The sequence below is a fragment of the Nocardia sp. NPDC023852 genome, from assembly GCF_040639505.1.
GTDB lineage: Bacteria > Actinomycetota > Actinomycetes > Mycobacteriales > Mycobacteriaceae > Nocardia.
This window is the reverse complement of record NZ_JBFAAB010000023.1, coordinates 80,007-99,124: the sequence shown is the minus strand read 5'-3', so window position 1 is coordinate 99,124 and position 19,118 is coordinate 80,007. Positions and strand designations below refer to the sequence as shown.

The window sequence follows — 19,118 nt, the reverse complement described above, 5'->3', positions numbered from 1 at the left end:
GGTAATTTGGCCGCGCGGGCGCGGCGTGTTCGCGGCCCCCTCAGGGCTCGCGTCCGAGCGACCGCCGCTGGCGACTTCGTCGCGAACGCGTCGGCCGCTCGGACGCGAGCCGGGCCGCGAACGGGCAATGCTCAGTCTCGCTGCGCTCGAAAGTCGGGGTTGGGCCGAGTAGTTGCTCGAGGGGGCTCTGCGGCATCCGGTGTGCCGTATTTCGTGGCTCGCTTCCGAGTTGTATGTCAGCCTTCCAGCGCTGCCCGCACATACCGTAGAGCGGCCTCGTCGTCCAACCCCAACCTGCGCACTGTCGCGACATACGCGGTAGCCGCCCGCCCCGCTACGTCCCGCGTCGTGTCACCCGACGAAGCGATGAAAGACCCCTGTCTGCCTCGGGTCTCGATCACCCCTTCAGCCTCCAGTTCGCGGTAAGCCCGCGCCACCGTGTTCGGGGCGAGACCGAGTCGGGCGGCCAGTGCGCGGACGGTGGGGATCTTGGTTCCGGCCGTCAGGTCGCCGGAACGCACCTGGGCGATGACGCCGAGGCGAAGCTGTTCGTAGGGCGGCACGGCCGACTCGTGCGACACCGTGATCGTGAACATGCGGACTCACCTGTCATTCCGGGACAGCGGACAGGAAAGGCAGCGGGGTCCGCCTCGGCCGGATCCCAGTTCGGAACCGGGGATGCGCAGCACCTCGATGCCCGCCTCCTCCAGTCTGGCGTTGGTCATCTCGTTGCGCTCGTACGCGACCACTACGCCAGGGGCGAGGGCGAGAGTGTTGTTGCCGTCGTCCCATTGCTCGCGTTCAGCGGTGACCCCGTCCAGCCCGGTGTCGATCACCCGTAGCTTGTCGATGCCCATCGCGGTGGCGGCGGCGGGCAGAAACGGGTCGGAACCGCTCATGCTGACCCGACCGTCACTCTCCTTGCGAATCGTAAACGCGCGCAACGACTCTCGCGCGGCGGGATACATCACCACGGCATCGGCGTCGACCATCGTGCACACGGTGTCCAGGTGCATGGTCGCGCGACTCTGCGCGATCGGGACCACGAGCACGGTGTGCGCGAGGTCGTCGTCGAACAGGCTGCGCGCCAGCGCTTCCGCGCCTGCGGGCGAGGTACGTTCGCCGACGCCCACCGCGACGACGCCGTGGGAGAGCAGCAGCACGTCTCCGCCCTCGATCGGCGCGGTATGCGATTCGTAGGCGCGGCGCACGCCGAGAAAGCGGGGATGGAAGGCGTAGATGAGGTCGGTCAGCGAGGTCTCTCTGCTCCTGGCGGGCAGCGCGAGCGAGGTGATCGCGACACGCGGGCCGACCCAGAACGAGGAGTCCCTGGTGAAAAGGAGATTGGGCAGCGGATCGATGACGAAGTCCGCGCCGTGGTGCATGCGGCGGACCAGCGAGGTGGCGTCGGGCCCGAACGGCAACTCATCGAAGGTCATCCCCGCCATCAAAATGCCTGCCAGTTCCCTGGCCTGAACGCCGCGCAGAAAGGCAGCCAGCTCGTCGGCGAGCGCGTGCCCGAGCCTGCGCGCGTCCACCGCGGCCGAGATGCCCTGGATGCGGGCGGCGCCGCTGACCGCGAGCGTCTCCGCGAGCAGGTCCGACAGCAACAGCACCTCGGTACCGCGTTCACGCAGAACGCCCGCAAACGTGTCGTGTTCCTGCTGTGCGCGCTCCACCCACGGGATGCCGTCGAACAACAGCTGATCGTTGTTGCGCGGCGTAAGCCTGCGCAGCTCGTCACCCGGCCGATGCAGCAGCACCGTATGCAGGGTGCCCACTTCAGACGTCACCGCGAGTCGTGGGCCGTCCGGCTCGGGATCGGGCCCCGCCGGGTTCGGATCCTCTCCGTGCCGCGTAGGCACAGCGTCTGCTCCCATGATCAGACCGTAGTTCGCCGCGGCCCCGAGAGCACGGAATTCTCGTCCTTGGCGCCGATCGGCCCGCACTGTCGGATTCCGACCCCAGCTCATCCTAACCTGAAGTATTGTTGAGGTGAATAGAGGAGAGCGCATGTTTACAGCCGATTGGCGAGCGAAGGAGCTGACCCCCGGGCAGCTCTCCGAGCGTAGTGGAGTCGCGGTATCCGCGTTGCACTTCTACGAACGCGAAGGGCTGATCACGAGCAGACGCACCAGCGGGAACCAGCGCAGGTACGCCCGCGAGACGCTGCGCCGAGTGGCCTTCATCCGCATTTCCCAGCGAGTCGGCATCCCGTTGAGCGAAATCCGGGCCGCCCTCGATCAGCTCCCGGAGGGCCGCAACCCCACCCGGCGCGACTGGGAGACGCTCTCCACCACATGGCGTGCGGACCTCGACGACCGGATCACTCAGCTGACCCGCCTGCGCGACAACCTCACCGGCTGCATCGGCTGCGGCTGCCTGTCGCTGGGTAGCTGCCGCCTGGTCAACGAGCACGACCGGCTCGGCGCCGAGGGCCCCGGCGCCCGCGTACTCGACGTGCACCTCAACTGCCCGACGAAGCCAGCAACCTGCTGAACCGCGCACTGGCGCGCCGCATGACGAACTCGTACGGGAAGGCGAACTTGCGCGCCCACCAATAGCCGAACCGGATGTCGAACGAGGTGTAGACCAGAAAGCGGTTGCGCTCGATCCCGCGCAGGATCGCCGTCGCCACCCGCTCCGGCGCCACCGCATGCTCGGCGAAGGTCGTGGTGAGCCGCTTGATCCTCGGGTCCTCCCTGTTCACTCCGACCAGCTCGACGCTGCGCACCAGCGGTGTGTTCACCGCGCCGGGCACCACCAGGTGCACTGTGATGCCGTGCTGTGCGAGATCGAAGCGCAGCACCTCCGACACACCGCGAATGCCGTACTTGCCCGCGCTGTAGGCCGCGTGCCAGGGCAGGGCGAGTAGCCCCGCCGCCGACGACACGTTCACCAGCGCGCCGCCCCGGCCGGCGCGCACCATCGGCGGCACGAAGTTCTCGATCACGTGGATCGGGCCCATCAGGTTGACCTCGACCATCCGCCGCCAGTGCCGGTGCTCCAGGTTCTCGACCGTCCCCCACGCGGAGATGCCCGCGACGTTCATGACCACGTCGAGGCTGCCGAGTTGAGCGTGCACCTGCTCAGCGAAGGCGGTGACCGCGTCGTAGTCGGTGATGTCGAGCGCCTCGGCCACAGCGACGACACCACCGGACTTACGGATGTCGGCCACCGTCTCGGCCAAGCCGGCCGCGTCGATGTCGGTGAGCACCAGCTCGGCGCCGGCCGCGGCGGCGGCCTGCGCGGTCGCCCGGCCTATCCCGCTGGCAGCGCCCGTGACCAGAACCCTTGCGCCGCGCACCGTCTTGCGGCCCGCGCGCCCGCGACCAATACCAAGCACTGCGCATCCCATCTCGAATCGCCGAATCGGTTTCCCGCAGGGTAGTCGAGCATCCGAGTCGGACGGCCACCGCCGCTAACGGCCGAGCACCGCGAGCACATGCCCGCGACAGACGATCAGCACCACCTCGTGTCCTGCGGCGACATAGCCATCGCCGAGGTGGTGCAACGCGGTGCGCAACCCACCCGACCGGGGGCCGTAGAAGTTCGCAAGCTGAACAATGCGCACTTCGCCGATCGTGCAGCGGATCGGGTTACCGCAGGAACCGATGCGCCCAACGGGGCGCGAACAACCGTGAAAGAACCGGCTAACCAGCGGATCGACCCGATCTATGGTCAGGGCGCCGCCGCTGACAAGAGTGTCGTACCTCGGATTTCCCGAGCGTTTCGAGAAACAGTCACGAACTGCCGGACACGCGGGCCGCGATTCAGTGCGTAGCCAATCCGCGACCCGCACGGGGCAGATCCAGGTCGAGCGCGATCTTGCCGACGGCGAGATGGGCTTCGACCTGCTCGGCGGGCATCGGCCGCGCGATCAGGAAACCCTGCGCCCGATAGCATCCGAGGCCGACCAGCGTCCGCGCGGCGACCGCGGTCTCCACGCCTTCGCCGACCACGCCGAGGCCGAACGAACCGGCAAGGCCGATGATGGATTTCACGATGGCCAGATCGTCCGTGCTCGCGCCGAGGCGCTGCACGAAGCCCCGGTCGATCTTCACCGCGTCTACGGGCAGCGCTTTGAGGTGGGAGAGCGAGCTGTATCCGGTGCCGAAGTCGTCGATGGCGATCTGCACACCCATTCGCTTCAGTCCGCGCAGCGTGACCTGGGTTCTGGCCAGATCCTGCACCACGACGTGCTCGGTGATCTCGAGACACACCGAACTTCCGTCGATGCCGAACAGCCGCAGGATGTCTTCGATTCGCTCGACGAAATCGAGGCTGACCAACTGCACCGGTGACACATTGATCCGCATCACGACATTGGCTGCCATGCCGCGGCGCCGCCATTCGGCGAACTGCGCACACGCCGACCGGATCACCCAGCGCCCCAGCTCGCCTGCCAGATTGGTGGCCTCGGCGACGGTGACGAACGCGCCGGGCGGCAACAGGCCCCTGGTCGGATGCAACCAGCGAACCAGCGCCTCCAACGCGACGATGCGACCGGTGCGCAGGTCTACCTCGGGCTGATAGTGCAGCAGCAGCGAGCCGTCCGAGACCGCACCGCGCAGGTTGAGTTCCACGTCGTCTTGTAGTTCGAACTGGGCGCGCATGGTGTCGGTGAACACCGCGACGCCGTTGCCGCCGCCGGACTTCGCCGAGAGCAGCGCGTGATCGGCGCGGCGGAGCACGTCGGCAACAGTGGTCTCGCCTGGATTTCCGAGCGCCACGCCGACGCTGGCAGCGCGACTGACGGATTCTCCGCCGACGGTGACGCGCCGGGCGATCAACTGCTGGATGCGGTTCGCCTCGTACTCGGCGGCCACCGCGTCCATTGGTTTGGCGGGAACGATAACGAATTCGTCGCCGCCCAATCGGGCGATCATGTCGTGCGGGTCCAGGTTTTCCCGCAGCCGCGTCGACAGCGTGCGGATGAAGTTGTCCCCCGCGGTGTGACCGAGGAAATCGTTGAGTGCCTTCAGACGATCGAGGTCGAGGAAGAAAGCCGCCACTGGACCGGGGCTTCCGGTACGTAATCTTTCTTCCATATGCTCGAGCAGCGCCCGCCGATTGGCCAACCCGGTCAGGTCGTCGTGCAGCGCGATGTATCGGAGCCGTTCCTCGGCGACCACCCGCGCCTGTAACTGAGCAAAGAGCGCCGCGATGGCCTTGAGAACATTGATTTCACGAGTGCTCCACTCCCGATCGCCCTCCTTCACGAACCCTAGGGCACCGGTCGGCTCACCCCTGGACAGCAGCGGCACGGCCGCGGAGGTCACCGCCGCGATGCCGGACGCCCGCCGGACCGTCTCCTGGTAATCGGCGAACTCCGGCGTCGGACGCGCGACCATCGGCTCGGTCGCATTCTCCAGCGCACGGAATACCGGGTCGGCGGTGTCGAAATAGATCACTCCCAAGGGGTCCGGATCGGGCACGTTCTGCCGGTGCGGCCACTCCGCGACGAGGACGGTTGCTCGACGTTCGCGGTCGGTGTGTCGTACATAGCTGAAATCCACGTCGAAGTATTCGACCAATTGAGCGAGCACACGTTCGGTCGCGGCCACCATCGTCGTGGCGTCCACACCCATCAGCTCCGAGGCGACCTGGGTCACCAACGAGTCGAGTGTCCGCCGTGGCACATTGTCTCCGATCGCGCTAGCTACTGGTGTCCACACCGAGCACCGGACGCCGCCTGCTGCGAACCGTGGCGGCGGAGGCGTAGCTCAGGCGAAGCACCAACGCCATGATCTCATGCTCAGGCACTTCCAGCAGGTTCAGGAAACGGCCCTGAAGTGACGCTAGTGTATCCACGAAGTCGGGAGAAATCGCGGTAAGTTCGCCAGGGCGTCGGGCATACAGGTATACGGGCGAAATCGGTTGTACGCACAAACCGAGCCGCTCGGCATGTACCCAAACCGAAGCAGCCGCGGCACCTGCCTCGGCATACTCGGTCAACCGCGGGTTCGCGCCATCGAATGTCACTGCCACAATGGCGGAGCTGGACAGCACGCGGTCGCAGGTGTATTTCCCCAGAGCCGCACCTCCCGACCAGGATCGCAACTGCGCCATGACATCGGCGCGCGTGATGATCTCGAATGCCGCCCACTCGTCGTCGGTGAGTTCAAGGCTGCGCGCGTCGATCCCGGTTTCCGGGTCGTCGTCGGGCCAGCGGACTTCGGCGAGCATTTCCTCATATAACCGCGGCGTGAGATAGCGGATTCGATCAGAGTCGCCCAGCAAACTTGCAGCCTGTTCGATTCCCGGTCGATCGACCACGGCGCGAAGATGCGCACCAGCCGATTCGGCGGCCGTGACAAGCGAATCCAGCACGCCGTCGGCAAGGCGGGCGCCGGTACCGACCCGGCGGTTGGTCGCGCGGCGCAACACCGCGGGATAGTCGGCGGCGAGCGCCGGATTCCGGTCACCGCCCAGCCGAAGATTCGCAACGAGCTCGCCGGAGCCGGGCGCGCCCTCGATGAACTCGTGCGGGCCGAGAATGCCGTGCGCGGCGGCCGCGACGCGCGCGTTGTACACGGCCGCGCCTAGCGCGACAGCGCTACCGCGATAGCCGATATCCATCGCCGACGTGTACTCAGGCGCCAGCTCGATGCGAATGTCACCCGACTCGGCACGCAGTGACCAGGGCTGCATGTTTCCCCCCGACGGCGCGCGCTGTGCACACGCGAGCACGCTGTCGATCGGGCCGTCGACGGTGTCGGCCACGGCCTCCTTCCACACCTGTTCACCGGCGGGCGACGGGTCGGCCAACTCGTCCAGATGGCGTTCCAGATCCACCCGGATACGACCGGAATTCAGCGGCATCCCGAGTCCGATACGCCGGACGGCGGCGGCGACACTCACGGCGCCCAGGGTGACGTCGCCGGCCAGCTGCGGCCAGCTGGTCACGGTCTCACCGACTTCGACCAGGCTCGCGCCCAGCCGCGGCGACAGCCCGGCGGCACCGAGCAGCTTCACCACGAACGGCGCCTTCTCCCTCGCGGTCAGCCCGCGCAGGTCAGCCGCGTGGATATCGCCGAGCAAACCGTGGAATGCGGGGCGCTGTGGCTCGATATCGAAACGCTCGACATCCAGCAAACCGCGGTCACTCGTCTCCATCAGTAATGGAATACCGTGTCTCGCGGCCGCCTCGCGGATCACGAGCTTCATATCGAGGGAATCACATTCCTCGACGACGATCGAGAGACCGTCCACGAACTCGTCCACCGAATTTTCGTCTACGCCTGCGCCGAAGATCTCCACCGGCAGGTAGGGATCCAGTTCGGCAATACGTCGGGCCGTCACGACCGCCTTGTTGACGCCGATGTCGAACAGCGTTCCCGGAACCCGGTTGAGATTGGACAACTCGATATCGTCCAAGTCGGCCAACCGCAAACTTCCGCATACACCTTCGAGTGCGAGGAGGTGCGCTATGGCATGTCCGGCACTTTGTCCGACAACTCCGATCGCGAGATTCGCCAGGCGCTCCTGCTCGGGTCTGGTCAGCTTGTTCCGGTTTCGGTCGAGCCGAATCATTCGAAAAGTTCGCGGGCCGGGCAATCCGATCACCGCGGCCCGCCACGGATAGTAGATCCACCGGTCCGCCTCGGAGCCCTCCGAAATGTTCGGGGCAGCAACCATTTTGCCGATTTCAGCACGCAGCAACCCCCGAAGATCGGTGAATTCGAGGTGCGGATCCGCGCGCAGCGCGGCAAGTGTCCGAGCGTCTTCCGGATCGGTCCGGTCGAGAATCAGTGGCCGATGACGCGCCAGCCGGCTCCGGTCATCGCCCATGTCGGTGCCGAGCCTCCCTTCCCCTTCCAGTCCCTCGCCGCAGCTCTGGCGGACAGGCACCCGGTATGCCGAACGTCTCCTGCTCGAGTTCGACCAGCGACCGCTGCGGCTCCTCGGCAAACGCCTGATATCCCCGAGTGTCCCACCAGAGCGGGACGGTCTGGTAGCGCTCGTCCGGATACGGCACCGCGGGGATTCGCTCAGCGGGCACCGCTCCGCATGCCCGATGTCTGGCCACGGTGTAGGAAGCCACCGTGGCGAAGCCGTAACGCGCCCCGAGCAAGCGCGCGCCGTGCAGCACCGTGCGCGAGATGGCAGCGCTCAGCTCGGAGCGGTGCGTCGCGTCGCGAGCGACCCATGCGCCCTTGGCTTCGACCACGCCCTCCGATATCCGATAGGCAATCATCGTGCGCAGATCGTTCTCGCCGGCATGGCCTCTCCACTCGACCAACGCGTGCGCCTGCCCGGCATCCGCGTAGGGCCCTTGCAACCGCACGCCGGCGACCACTTCCCCTGCGGAGTCGACCGCGACGAAGAACAGCGAAGTCGACCGACCGTCGGCGACCGCGTCGTATTCAAGTGCGTGTTCCACCCCGAAATGCCGGTAAACCTCCAGCGCTCCGCCCAGATATCTGTTCCAGAGCACCGGCCGGACATCCGGCTGGGAGGCAAAGAACGCGCACTCGGATTGCCTGTCGTAATACCGCAGCACTCCCCGCCCAAGGGAGTTCGCCGGCACGACTGCAATCACTTCCACAGTCATGTTGTTCCCTACTCCATCGCCGCGCCGCAATGCGCGATAGTCCAGCCTCATGCAGCACCCCGCGGCCCATGAGCCGAGATGACGTTGCCCAGGGCAGTATCCGTCATCCGACAGGAATTGACCAGCCGGCCGGCTAATCTTCCGAAAACCCTGGGCGCGATGAGGTCTTTTAGCAGGTCAGAACAGCCGACGTCGAGACAGAATAGAACATGGAGACCAGTCGGTTCTTGGTCAGCTACCGATTAGCAATCTAGACCAGAATAGAGATGAACAGCTCGACCGACTCCGGCCCCCGCCAGATCTCGATCTCTTCACGGTAGGCGCGAGTAATTTCGGCCGACGCCGTCGCGTCGTCGACCTGCGCCCACACATCCTCCATCGGATCGTGATAATCACCGTTCGGCGCGAAACGGGCATAGACGCCTTTCGGCACACGCACCAGAACGTCACCCACCGGAACGGCCTCCGCCGCCGGGTATTCGAAGCAGACCACCGCGTTGTAGTTCCCAGCCGGATCGGGCACGTACACCGTGTACATCGGTTGATCCGCGCCGACCCGGTCGCGCAGCCGGTCCTTGAGGAACTCGATCAGGTCGCTGTTGCTGACCTTGAAACTCGGACGCACCCGCGGAACGACCAGTCCGCCGTAGATCGCCTCGGCACGCACCACGATCGCATAGGTCATCGCGCCTCGACCGCCAGGTAGAGGTCGATCTTGTACGCGTGCGGATAACACTCGAAATCGCCGGTATACGTCCGTTTGATCTGCTTGTGTTCCTCGGCGTAGGCGATCTGCGTCCACAGGTCGGTCATCACCTGCGGGAAGTTACCGACCGAGGAGAACCGGGCGTAGCGGCCACGCCGCAACCGGGCGACCAAGTGACCGCGGGTGACTTTGTCGAACGACGCGCACTGATAGCCGACGATCTGCGTGTTGTAGGTGCCGAGCTCGCCGGAGTAGTCGGTGTAGGCGCTGGCCAGCGGGCCGCCGAGTTCCTGGTGCAAAACAGCCGCCCACGCGGCCTCCAGATCACGGTCACGCAGTTCTCCGAGCGCACGCTTCGGGCTGCGCACCGGTAGCCCGGCAACCCACGTCTCGTCCCGCTCGACGATTTCAAACTGCATGGAGGACTCTTTCGAGGTGAATCCGGGGGTGAGAACCCGCTTCCGGTCGGTTAGGAAGGCCATGCTACCAACACGGACCGAGTGGTACCGATCACCTGTCCGGCTCGTTATCCGCCGACGGCACCCCGCTGAACTGGACAGATGACCGGTGGATGCGATCCGGTCCGATGGGAAAAGAGCCGATCGAGCCGCGCTAGGTGATGCATAGTGAGCATGATGGTCCGATTCACCGATCATGTGGCAGCACAGCTACCACCGAACGGAGTCTTATGCAGGACAGCCGGAACCGCACCACCCTGATCACCGGAGTGCGACCGCACGCGGCGTATCACCACCCTGCCCTCATCCCGAGCTGACATGTGCCGCACTATCGCCGAACTCGACGCCGCGGTCGCGGACTGCTTCGCCTGCCCGCGGCTGGTCGCATGGCGTGAGTTCGCCGCCAGGGAGAAACGCGCCGCCTTCCGGAACCAAACCTATTGGGGTCGTGCGGTTCCCGGATTCGGACCGGCGGACGCACAGATGCTGATCGTCGGCCTGGCACCTGCCGCGCACGGCGGCAACCGGACCGGGCGCATGTTCACCGGAGACCGCAGCGGAGACGTGCTCTTCGCCGCGCTGCACGCCGTGGGCTTGGCCAACCAGCCGACGGCCACCAGCATCGACGATGGGCTGCGGCTGTCCGGCGTGCGGGTCACCGCCCCGGTGCACTGCGCTCCACCGGGCAACAAGCCGACCCCCGACGAGCGGGACCGCTGCCGTCACTGGTTGGACACCGAATTATCTCTGCTGACACCGACATTGCGCTCGGTGGTGGTGCTCGGGGCGTTCGGCTGGCAGGCACTGCTCCCGGTGCTGGCCGACGCAGGCTGGCTCGTGCCGCGACCGCGACCGCGGTTCGGCCACGGAGCGCACGTGGAACTGGCCCCGGTCGACGTCGACCGGGCGCCGCTGCACCTGTTCGGTTGCTATCACGTGAGCCAGCAGAACACCTTCACCGGGCGGCTCACACCGGCCATGCTCGAGGCAGTGCTCAGCGACGCCGCTGCGGCCGCGGGGATCGGCGGACATTCCGCGCCCCTACCTCGTCGGTGAATCTTTCAGACCGATGCCGCTCCTTCGGCCTAGACGTGGTCCACCAAGGCTGGGTGTCCCGCCTCGTGAGCGCAGTGCGCGCAGCAGAAATAGTCTCCACTCGCCTCGACGCCGTGCCCGAGGATCCGGCAGGAGCAGTGCGTGCACACCGGGGCGAGCGCGGTGATCGCGCATTCGAAGCTGTCGAAGATGGCTGATCGGCCGTCACGGGTGATCGTGAATGTCTTGTCGTACTCGTTTCCACAGGTGTCGCAGGTGGCCATGGGGCATCACCTCTCCTCTCGAATCGATTGACAGCCAGTCCCGCTTCGCGGTACCCACAGGTGACGGTGCGAAACGAACGCGGAAGAAATGACGACGCCCGCTCGGCAGCGCGCTGGTCGCCGTCGAGGCCGACGTGGACACACCGATCGCCCCGGCATCCCTTCGTTGAGAACGGGCACCTCGACGAGTGCCGCTATGCGGGATCGGCACGCCGCGACCGGCGAAATGAACGACTGGGCACCGCTCTGCACACCCACCTACGATGGTGCCTGCATCGCCGGGCCTTACACCCGTACCCCGCTGTCACGGACGACCGCGAAGTCGCCGCGGCCCTCGCGAACGGTCCGCGCTATCTGGATGGGCGTCGACCGTGCCGATCCGCCGTCCCGACCGCCAACTCGCCCGCCGCATGTCGGTCGGCAACGGGATCTCATTCCAGCCGTAGCGCCTGGACCGGGCAGGTGTCGACGGCGAGTTCGATCACTGCGTGACCCGACGCGGACACCGCGTCGGCAAGCGGAACGACGATCCCGTCGTCGCCGACCCGAAACACATCGGGTGCCAAGGCTTCGCACATGCCGTGCCCCTCGCAGATCGCGCGGTCGGCGATGATTTTCATCGGGTGATCCGTTCCAGGTGAATCGGCAGTCCATCAGCGGGCGTAGGGCCGGTTCCTGCGACCAAGGGCACCCGGTAGCCGTCGGAAATGCTCCAGCGATAGTTCAACAACATCTGGTGCACAAGAGCTTTCACAGTCATCGCGCCGAAGTAGAGGCCGATGCATTTGTGCGCGCCACCACCGAAGGGAGCCCATGCGAAGCGGTGCGATTTGTCCTCCCGGCGGTCGTCGGCGAAACGCTCCGGGTCGAAGACATCCGCATCGTGCCAGTACTCGTCGGTGCGCATGATGGCGTACGTGCCGCTCAGGACAAGCGTCCCTTTCGGCAGAAAGTAACCGAGAAGTTCGGTATCCCTGAGGGTTTCGCGCAGCTGCTGGGCCACCGGCGAATAGATCCGCAGTGCCTCCTTGAACGCGAGGTCCAGCGAAGGCAAGCGATCGAGATCGTCGTAGTCGAGCGACGGCTTCCCCAGCGCGACGGATTCGGCCCGCAGCCGATCCTGCCATTCGGGGTGCCTGGCGAGTTCGTAGACCAGCATGGACGCGGCGATGGTACTGGTGTCGTGCGCGGCCATCATCACGAAGATCATGTGCTCGACCACCTCGACGTCGGTGAAGGTATGTCCCTCCTCCGTGGTCGCCCGGCACAGCACGCTGAACAGATCGTTGCCTTTGCCCGCACGTTTCTTCGGTAGCTCGCGGCGTAGGTATCTCTCGAGCGTCCGCCGCCCGCGCAAACCGCGGGCCCACACACCACCCGGCATGTTCGTCCGGATCAGCGCCGCTCCACCGCGCACCGCGTCCTCGAAAGCATGCTGCAACCGAGCGGCCTCCCTGCCGAGTTCGGCGCCCGCGAACACCTCCGTGGCCTGCTGGAGCAGCAGTTTCTTGATCGCGCTGTACACGCGGAAGTCGCTGCCGGGCTGCCAGCCCGCGATTGCGCTGGTGATGCGCGGGGTGGTCAGATCCAGGTAGCCGATCAACCGTGGCCTGGTGAAAGCCTGCTGCATGATGCGCCGATGGAACAGATGCTCGTCGAAATCGCGGAGCAGTAGCCCACCGCGGAAGAACGGGCCGATCAGGAAGTCCCAACCGCGCTGCGCCGACAATGCCTTGTTCCGGTCCATCATGACCGCCTCGAGCCCCTCCGGACTGCCGATCCCGACCACGCGGCGACCGAGCAGCCCGAACCACTGGATCGGCCCCCACTGATCGAATCTCTTGCGCGAAAATTGAATCGGATCAGCCAACGCATGCAAGGTGTACCCGATTCCGGGAAGACCGAAGTCTCCCGACACCGGTTTCAGTCCGCTACCCGATGGCGGCTCGGCCAGCGGCCGCGCCGAGACGGGGTAGCGCTCGGCCAGCCGCGCACCGGCCCGCTGCGCGCGCCAGGCCAACCTGGCCCGCGCCTGGCGGACACGGTCGGCAACCTCGTTGATCGTCTGGGGCGCAAGAAGATTCATAGCCTTCATCCCTTCGCGATACTGCGAACCCCTCGACCATATCGGAAGCTATCCTCACCGTGGCGATGATCGATCGACTGCCCGCGCTCACGGGACGGCTTGCTGGTCCCGCACCAGAGTCGTGATCAAAGACATCAGTGGCTCGCGCAGACCCGGCAATGCGGCACAGTCGCCCGTGACAATGCGGTTGGTCGCCAAGGAGACGACCGCGCCGATCACCGCCTCACTCACCAACCGCGGATCGGTCCGGGTCGCGCCGAGCACCGCGGCGAATCGGTCCACCACCACCGCCTGCGTCGCCAGTCGCCGCTCCAGCACAGCCGTTCCCGCCGCGTACACCTCCACCAGGAAGACCTTCGCGACCTCCGGCTCCTGCGCCAATGTCGAGAAATACGCGTCGAGCGCGCGGGCGATGCGCTCGAGCGGAGCGCCGGCCCCCAGCGCGGCCGCGGTGCGCGTCATCACGATCTCGACGGCCAGGTCGTAGGCGGCGAGGAAGCACGCCTCCTTGTTCGCGAAATGCTGATAGAAGGTCATCCGAGAGACCTCGGCCCGATTCAGTACATCCGCCACCGTCGCCGCCGCGTATCCCTTGGCGGCGGCCGCCTCGATCATCGCCACCAGCATGCGCCCGCGCTGCGCCGCCACGACATCTTCCGGCGCGATCCCATGATTGCCGCCGTGTAGTTTCCCACCGGCTCGCGCCTTCAGCAACGATCCTCGCTCCACCTATCCGATGCTAGGCATTCGCGCGAGTCGAGCCGGGCCGGTTCCGGCGAACTGCGCGAATTGTCCGGAAGCGATCGGCCCGGGATTCGAGCAGATGTCTCTGCCGAGGGCACTGGCGCCATCAACGCCGCCCAGCGGTCGATAGCCTCCACCCAACGCAACCGCGCCCGGTCGATCTCGTCGGTCTCCCCAACTGGTCGGCGCAATCGTGCCTCGTGCAGCTCCGCGAGTTCACCAGCCGCGGTCAGGTACGTATACGCATAGCTGCGGTCATTCGAATCACGGCCTCCGACAGACCAGTGGTTCGCTACCGTCCGTGGACCGTGGGGATTGCTGCGGGGCCGACCGCGCGCTCACGCTTGACCTTCACCCATACGTCAACCTTTAGCGTCGGCGGCATGACCGCGATTCGAACTACTCGCTCGGTGCAGCTCGCCCACCGCCCGCACGGATTCCCCGGACTGGACGCCTTTCAGCTGGTCGAGCAACCCATCCCCGACCCTGCGCCCGGCCAAGTGCTGGTGCGCAATCTCTTCATGTCGCTCGACCCGGGCATGCTGATGCAGATCGGCGCCTACGAGGGAATCCCCTTCCCACCGTATCGAATCGGCGAGGCGATGTACGGAGATGCGATCGGCGAGGTCGTCGCGTCCAATGACCCGAACGTGCACGAGGGGACGCTGGTGCTGCACCGGCTCGGCTGGCGGGAGTATGCAGTGGCAAACGCGGCCGAGGTGCGCGCTGTCGACCCGGATACCTACCCGTCACCGTCGACCTACCTCGGATTCGGTCTCGTCGCCTACGTCGGTCTGACCGTGGCGGCCGAACTTCGCGAGGGCGATACCGTATTCATCTCCAGCGCGGCCGGTGCCACAGGTAGCTTCGCCGGGCAGATCGCGCGCCTGCTCGGGGCCAGCCGAGTGGTGGGCAGCGTGGGTTCACCGGAAAAGGCGGTTCATGCCGTCGAAAAGCTTGGCTACGATGCGGTATTCGACTATCACGACGGGCCGATCGTCGATCGTCTCCGCACGGCCGCCCCAGACGGGATCGACGTGTACTTCGACAACGTGGGCGGTGCGCAATTGCGGGCGGCGATCGAGGTGATGAATGTCGGCGGACGCATCGCCCTCTGCGGTGCCCTCGCCCGGCAGCAAGCCGGCGGCACACCCGATGACGGACCCGGCGATCTGCTTCCGATGATCGGCAAACGACTCACGATGCGCGGCTTCACCTCACTCGACCATCTCAATCTCGCCCCGGAATTCGGCCGGCGGCTGCGAAATTGGGTCGCCGAGGGCTCAATCGTGCACACCGAAACGATCGTGGACGAGCTGGAGAATGCCCCGAATGCGTTACTCGATCTGGTCCGCGGCGCGTACACCGGGAAGGTTGTCGTACGGCTCGCGCGTTGAACTCACGCGAACACATCGAAAGGTAAAGACGATGCTTATCGGCGAGCTCGCGGCACGTACCGGCGTCACAACGCGCGCACTCCGGTTCTACGAGGAGCAGGGCCTCTTGACCTGTGCCCGCACGACATCCGGATATCGGACGTACGACGCGGACGCGGTCCAACGCGTACGCAACATCCGGGAACTGCTGGAGATCGGTTTCACCATCGACGACGTACGCTCCTTCCTGCCGTATCTGGACAGGGAAATACCAGGCGTTTTCCCGTTCGAGCCGCGGTGCACCAACGGGTATGCGGCAGTCGGGCCTCCCCGGGTCGCCGACCTGAACAACCGCATCGCGCGGCTGACCGAACTTCGCGACCGTCTCGTCAGCCGCATGCCCTGGCTGGACGAGCAGTACAACGGCCGCTCCGCCTGATCACCAGGGAAAGCTTCAAGCTACGGCAGGGTACGCCAACGCCCACGCCGGACTGGACCAAGCCCGGGATCGGTAGTGGCTCGGCAAGATCAGTGCACCGCACCAGACGCTGGGCCCTATCGGTGCCGAGCCGGCGCAGTAACGCGATTACTTCATCAGCCACTACACCGACGCCGCCTGCACATGATCAGCACCTTGCGGAAGCTCTGCTGTCAGGCGCAGCCAAACGACAGGACGCAACGGGGTCTCGCCGGACACTGCCGGCGGCCCCTGACCCTCGACCCACCCGCATACTCGAGACATCGAGCAGAGCCAATCGTGGGCCGCGCTCCCACACCGCCTGTCCGCGACAAAGGCGAGCAATGGTCGAAATCTACTGTGGATGACCGGAAGGGAGTACCTTCCCGGATGATCGGAAAGACAACTGATTATTTCTCACATATGGCAATAGAACACGAAAAGGCCCCTCACCTGGCGATTCGGTGAGAGGCCTCAAGTGGAGCTTGGGGGACCTTACTACAACCCTAAACCCACAGGTAGAAGACCTGAAACGCGGCTAGAAGCCCTGGAAAACCTGATCCAGAAGCTACCCGACACCACAACACCGGCACCGCCACCCATGGAACGACAAACCACAGCGGGCACGTCGACTCGACGCCGACCGAGTCGCGAAGCTGATCACCGGCTACCAGGCTGGAGCAACCGTGTACGAACTGGCCGACCGATTCGGTATCGAACGACGCACGGTCAGCAGCATCCTGCACCGACACGACGTACCGATGCGACGCCGCGGCCTGTCCCCCGACCAGATCGATACCGCCATCCATCTCTACCAACTCGGCTGGTCACTCGCACGCGTCGGTAAGCATCTCGACGTCAATCACACCACCGTTCTGACCGCACTACGCCGACGCGGAATACCCACACGAGATCCGCACGGACGGGCACGCCTCCACCCGGGAGAATCATCAGTTGGATGCAATTCAGGTGCGCAGATAGGAGGCGCCATTGAGATCGAGGATCGCTCCTGATGCCCATGTCGACTCCGGGGATGCGAGATAGATTACAGCGGCGGCAATTTCGGCCGGAGTGCCGACCCTGCCGAACGGGCTTTCCAAGCGCACCATATCGCCCTCGGGTGATTCCAGTTTCGATGCTTGACGTTCGGTGCCTACGAACCCCGGGGCCACAGATGTGACGCTGATCCCGTATGGGGCGAGCGCTATGGCCATCGACTGCCCAAACGCGTGGAGCGCGGCCTTGCTCGTACCGTAGGCCGGGAAGTTGGGCTCGCCGCGGAACGCGCCGCGTGACCCGATATTGACGATGTGGCCAGTGGTACCTCGGCCGATGAGGTGATGGGCGACGGCGTAGCTCAGGTGTACCGGTCCCAGCAGGTTCACCTCAAGCATTCGGCGCCAGGTGCGTTGCCACTCATCGAATTCCACCTCGGCCACGCGGTGGACATTGGCGGCGGTCGGCGCGAGTCCCGCGTTGTTGACCAGGATGTCTATTCCGCCCAATGCCGCCACCGCATCGTCGACGATCCGCTGGGCGGTGTCCGGATCACCGACATCGCCGGATACGAGGGCATGACCGGCGCCCGGCAGGTCCGAGATGGCCTGTTCGGCGCCGAGACGATCCTGCCCGTAATGCACCGCGACTCGTTCTCCACGTTCGGCGAAAGCCATGGCCACAGCTCGGCCGATCCCGCGCGAGGCCCCTGTGACCAGCACCCGTCTCATCGCGCGAACACCTGCGACTCATCGAGGAATGCTTTGAACTCCAGCGCATTGCCGGACGGATCGCGAAAGAACATCGTCCACTGCGCACCAGGGCGATCAGGGAATCTCAGGTAGGGATCGATCAGGAATTCCGTTCCGGTCGAACGCAATCGGTCAGACAAATCATGGAAGTGATCCGGCGACAACAGCAATCCGAAGTGCGGGATCGGTACGTGATGCCCGTCGACCTCACTGCTCCCCACTTCCTCATGAGCGTGCTGGATGACATGGGTCACCAACTGGTGTCCGCTGAGGTTCCAGTCGATCCAATGGTCGCCGCTTCGACCCTGTTCGAGACCCAGCACCTCACCGTAGAAGTGGCGTGCGGTCTCGAGGTCATCGACCGGGACTGCGAGGTGAACTGCTGGACGCATGCCGGGACTCCTTCGTATGTCGGTCTTTCGCCGGTGCCTTCACCTTGCATGCATCAATGTCCGAATGTCAACATTAGGACATGAGTGCTTCGTTGCCCAAGGTTCCGCGTCGCGGCTTGGCCCGGGAGACTGCCGATTTGATCCGCTCGGCGATCTTCGCCGGCGGCTTCGCACCGGGTGCGCCGCTACGAGAGGTGGAACTAGCCGCTGCGCTGGGTGTCAGCCGGGGATCGGTCCGGGAGGGGCTGGCGCTGCTCGACAACGAAGGGCTCATCCACCGGGGCTGGCACCGCGGTACGAGCGTGATCGAGATCACCGCCCACGACGTCGAAGACGTTTACGCCCTACGCGCAGCGCTGGATCGGCTCGCCGCTGTCACTGCACGGCGCACCGCGACTGCCGATCAACTCACCGAGCTCGATGAACTCGTGGACCGAATGGCCGAGGAATCCGCCGCGGACGCGCCCGACGCACGGCTACTCGCCCTCGACATCACCTTCCACGACCATATCTACACAGCCGCTGGAAACCAGCGGCTGTCCCGTGCTTGGGAGGCGGTCCGTTCTCAGGTGCACCTTTTCCAGCTACGTCGAATCGCGATAGGCGGCAACCATTACCGCGATCAGCTCGTCGCCGAACATCGGGAGCTGGCGGCGCTGATTCGATCCGGAAACTTGCAGACCCTAGCTCGCCGCGCCGAGGAACATGTCGATGCCGCCCGCCGCAGTCTGCTAGCCGACCTCCAGGGATAGATGATCACCGAGACCAAGTCAGGTGATCGACAGCCGATCGCCGACCCTGATGGTGCGAGTCCCAGGTGAACGCGAAAGCCGACTCACCGGTCGCGGCTGCGGTTTCGTCCCATCGAAACCCAACCACACATGTGCGCCGTGGAGCGCGTTGCCCGGCCCGATCACCGGCACGCTCTGGGAGCCGACCGTGTGACCGTTGCGCAGGACACGTTGTGTGACCGCCGCTTCGGAATGAGACCGCATGTCGGCAATCAACGCTTCCACGTGTCGGCGCGAACGCCTCGGCCGCCAGTTTCCGCACACGTCGATGCTGCTCTCCAACGATATCGAGCCCGGCCCTGACAACCGACAGCCAGTAGGCCTGTGAGCCAGCCAAGGCCTCCCGACCTGACCAACAACAGGAGCAACGAAAGACACCTTAGGGGAACTAGAACCCCCATAAACCAGAATTCCCCCTGCTCAGCGCCGCGTCCAGGCTGAGCGTCCAGTAGCAACAGTGAACCCCCAGGTCTCTGACCTGGGG

19 protein-coding genes and 1 pseudogene are annotated in these 19,118 nt (G+C 65.4%); 5 read left to right on the top strand and 15 right to left on the bottom strand.

What is annotated here, in order from left to right:
* Window positions 1–236: 236 nt before the first annotated feature.
* Window positions 237–596: a GntR family transcriptional regulator gene (locus AB0H00_RS25500; protein ID WP_357270895.1), complete on the bottom strand. Its 360-nt coding sequence runs from the start codon at window positions 594–596 to the stop codon at window positions 237–239.
* A gap of 6 nt (window positions 597–602) precedes the next feature.
* On the bottom strand, window positions 603–1,880 hold the full coding sequence (gene arcA, locus AB0H00_RS25495; protein WP_357270892.1) for an arginine deiminase: 1,278 nt from the start codon (window positions 1,878–1,880) through the stop codon (window positions 603–605).
* Between the two features lie 133 nt (window positions 1,881–2,013).
* On the opposite strand from arcA, the gene soxR reads away from it, so the two are divergent.
* A complete protein-coding gene (gene soxR / locus AB0H00_RS25490; protein ID WP_357270889.1) occupies window positions 2,014–2,499 on the top strand; it encodes a redox-sensitive transcriptional activator SoxR in 486 nt (161 codons plus the stop codon).
* Here soxR and AB0H00_RS25485 read toward each other — a convergent pair.
* The 7 genes and pseudogenes from AB0H00_RS25485 to AB0H00_RS25455 all read right to left on the bottom strand — a co-directional run bounded on the left by AB0H00_RS25485 (window position 2,468) and on the right by AB0H00_RS25455 (window position 9,682).
* Window positions 2,468–3,358 (bottom strand): SDR family oxidoreductase, encoded by an 891-nt coding sequence (locus AB0H00_RS25485; protein WP_357270886.1) that lies wholly within the window; start codon window positions 3,356–3,358, stop codon window positions 2,468–2,470. The two genes, soxR and AB0H00_RS25485, sit on opposite strands and share 32 nt — an antisense overlap.
* A gap of 99 nt (window positions 3,359–3,457) precedes the next feature.
* Window positions 3,458–3,574: pseudogene (locus AB0H00_RS25480) on the bottom strand (alpha-(1-2)-phosphatidylinositol mannosyltransferase); the annotation flags it as partial.
* 199 nt (window positions 3,575–3,773) lie between these two features.
* Window positions 3,774–5,591, bottom strand: a complete 1,818-nt coding sequence (locus tag AB0H00_RS25475) for an EAL domain-containing protein (RefSeq protein ID WP_357270910.1) — start codon at window positions 5,589–5,591, stop codon at window positions 3,774–3,776.
* Window positions 5,592–5,658: 67 nt separating this feature from the next.
* The gene (locus tag AB0H00_RS25470; RefSeq protein WP_357270883.1) at window positions 5,659–7,794 is read right to left on the bottom strand and encodes an Rv1355c family protein; all 2,136 of its coding nucleotides are present in this window, start codon (window positions 7,792–7,794) and stop codon (window positions 5,659–5,661) included.
* Window positions 7,784–8,557: a hypothetical protein gene (locus AB0H00_RS25465; protein ID WP_357270880.1), complete on the bottom strand. Its 774-nt coding sequence runs from the start codon at window positions 8,555–8,557 to the stop codon at window positions 7,784–7,786. The genes AB0H00_RS25470 and AB0H00_RS25465 overlap by 11 nt, the downstream gene beginning before the upstream one ends.
* Before the next feature lie 250 nt (window positions 8,558–8,807).
* A complete protein-coding gene (locus tag AB0H00_RS25460) occupies window positions 8,808–9,242 on the bottom strand; it encodes an effector binding domain-containing protein (RefSeq protein WP_357270877.1) in 435 nt (144 codons plus the stop codon).
* Entirely contained in the window at window positions 9,239–9,682 is a 444-nt protein-coding gene (locus tag AB0H00_RS25455) for a GyrI-like domain-containing protein (protein WP_357270875.1), read from the bottom strand. The genes AB0H00_RS25460 and AB0H00_RS25455 overlap by 4 nt, the downstream gene beginning before the upstream one ends.
* A 357-nt stretch (window positions 9,683–10,039) precedes the next feature.
* Between AB0H00_RS25455 and AB0H00_RS25450 the strand changes: the two genes are divergently transcribed.
* Window positions 10,040–10,777, top strand: coding sequence for a uracil-DNA glycosylase (locus tag AB0H00_RS25450; RefSeq protein WP_357270872.1), 738 nt, complete (start codon window positions 10,040–10,042; stop codon window positions 10,775–10,777).
* Window positions 10,778–10,806: 29 nt separating this feature from the next.
* Here AB0H00_RS25450 and AB0H00_RS25445 read toward each other — a convergent pair whose 3' ends face one another.
* The 4 genes from AB0H00_RS25445 to AB0H00_RS25430 all read right to left on the bottom strand — a co-directional run bounded on the left by AB0H00_RS25445 (window position 10,807) and on the right by AB0H00_RS25430 (window position 13,855).
* Window positions 10,807–11,040 (bottom strand): hypothetical protein, encoded by a 234-nt coding sequence (locus tag AB0H00_RS25445; RefSeq protein ID WP_357270869.1) that lies wholly within the window; start codon window positions 11,038–11,040, stop codon window positions 10,807–10,809.
* A gap of 431 nt (window positions 11,041–11,471) precedes the next feature.
* On the bottom strand, window positions 11,472–11,660 hold the full coding sequence (locus AB0H00_RS25440; RefSeq protein WP_357270866.1) for a ferredoxin: 189 nt from the start codon (window positions 11,658–11,660) through the stop codon (window positions 11,472–11,474).
* Entirely contained in the window at window positions 11,657–13,135 is a 1,479-nt protein-coding gene (locus tag AB0H00_RS25435) for a cytochrome P450 (RefSeq protein ID WP_357270863.1), read from the bottom strand. The genes AB0H00_RS25440 and AB0H00_RS25435 overlap by 4 nt, the downstream gene beginning before the upstream one ends.
* Window positions 13,136–13,213: 78 nt before the next feature.
* Complete coding sequence (locus AB0H00_RS25430) at window positions 13,214–13,855, bottom strand: TetR/AcrR family transcriptional regulator (RefSeq protein ID WP_357270861.1); 642 nt, start codon at window positions 13,853–13,855, stop codon at window positions 13,214–13,216.
* Window positions 13,856–14,253: 398 nt separating this feature from the next.
* Between AB0H00_RS25430 and AB0H00_RS25425 the strand changes: the two genes are divergently transcribed.
* Together AB0H00_RS25425 and AB0H00_RS25420 are read left to right on the top strand one after the other, a co-directional pair.
* Window positions 14,254–15,267, top strand: a complete 1,014-nt coding sequence (locus tag AB0H00_RS25425; protein WP_357270858.1) for an NADP-dependent oxidoreductase — start codon at window positions 14,254–14,256, stop codon at window positions 15,265–15,267.
* 31 nt (window positions 15,268–15,298) lie between these two features.
* Complete coding sequence (locus tag AB0H00_RS25420) at window positions 15,299–15,685, top strand: MerR family transcriptional regulator (protein WP_357270855.1); 387 nt, start codon at window positions 15,299–15,301, stop codon at window positions 15,683–15,685.
* A 983-nt stretch (window positions 15,686–16,668) separates the two neighbouring features.
* Here the strand turns inward: AB0H00_RS25420 and AB0H00_RS25415 are convergent.
* Together AB0H00_RS25415 and AB0H00_RS25410 are read right to left on the bottom strand one after the other, a co-directional pair.
* The gene (locus AB0H00_RS25415; RefSeq protein WP_357270852.1) at window positions 16,669–17,430 is read right to left on the bottom strand and encodes an SDR family oxidoreductase; all 762 of its coding nucleotides are present in this window, start codon (window positions 17,428–17,430) and stop codon (window positions 16,669–16,671) included.
* The gene (locus AB0H00_RS25410; RefSeq protein WP_357270849.1) at window positions 17,427–17,843 is read right to left on the bottom strand and encodes a VOC family protein; all 417 of its coding nucleotides are present in this window, start codon (window positions 17,841–17,843) and stop codon (window positions 17,427–17,429) included. The genes AB0H00_RS25415 and AB0H00_RS25410 overlap by 4 nt, the downstream gene beginning before the upstream one ends.
* Window positions 17,844–17,923: 80 nt before the next feature.
* Between AB0H00_RS25410 and AB0H00_RS25405 the strand changes: the two genes are divergently transcribed.
* Complete coding sequence (locus AB0H00_RS25405) at window positions 17,924–18,595, top strand: GntR family transcriptional regulator (protein WP_357270846.1); 672 nt, start codon at window positions 17,924–17,926, stop codon at window positions 18,593–18,595.
* The last annotated feature ends 523 nt before the right edge of the window (window positions 18,596–19,118 follow it).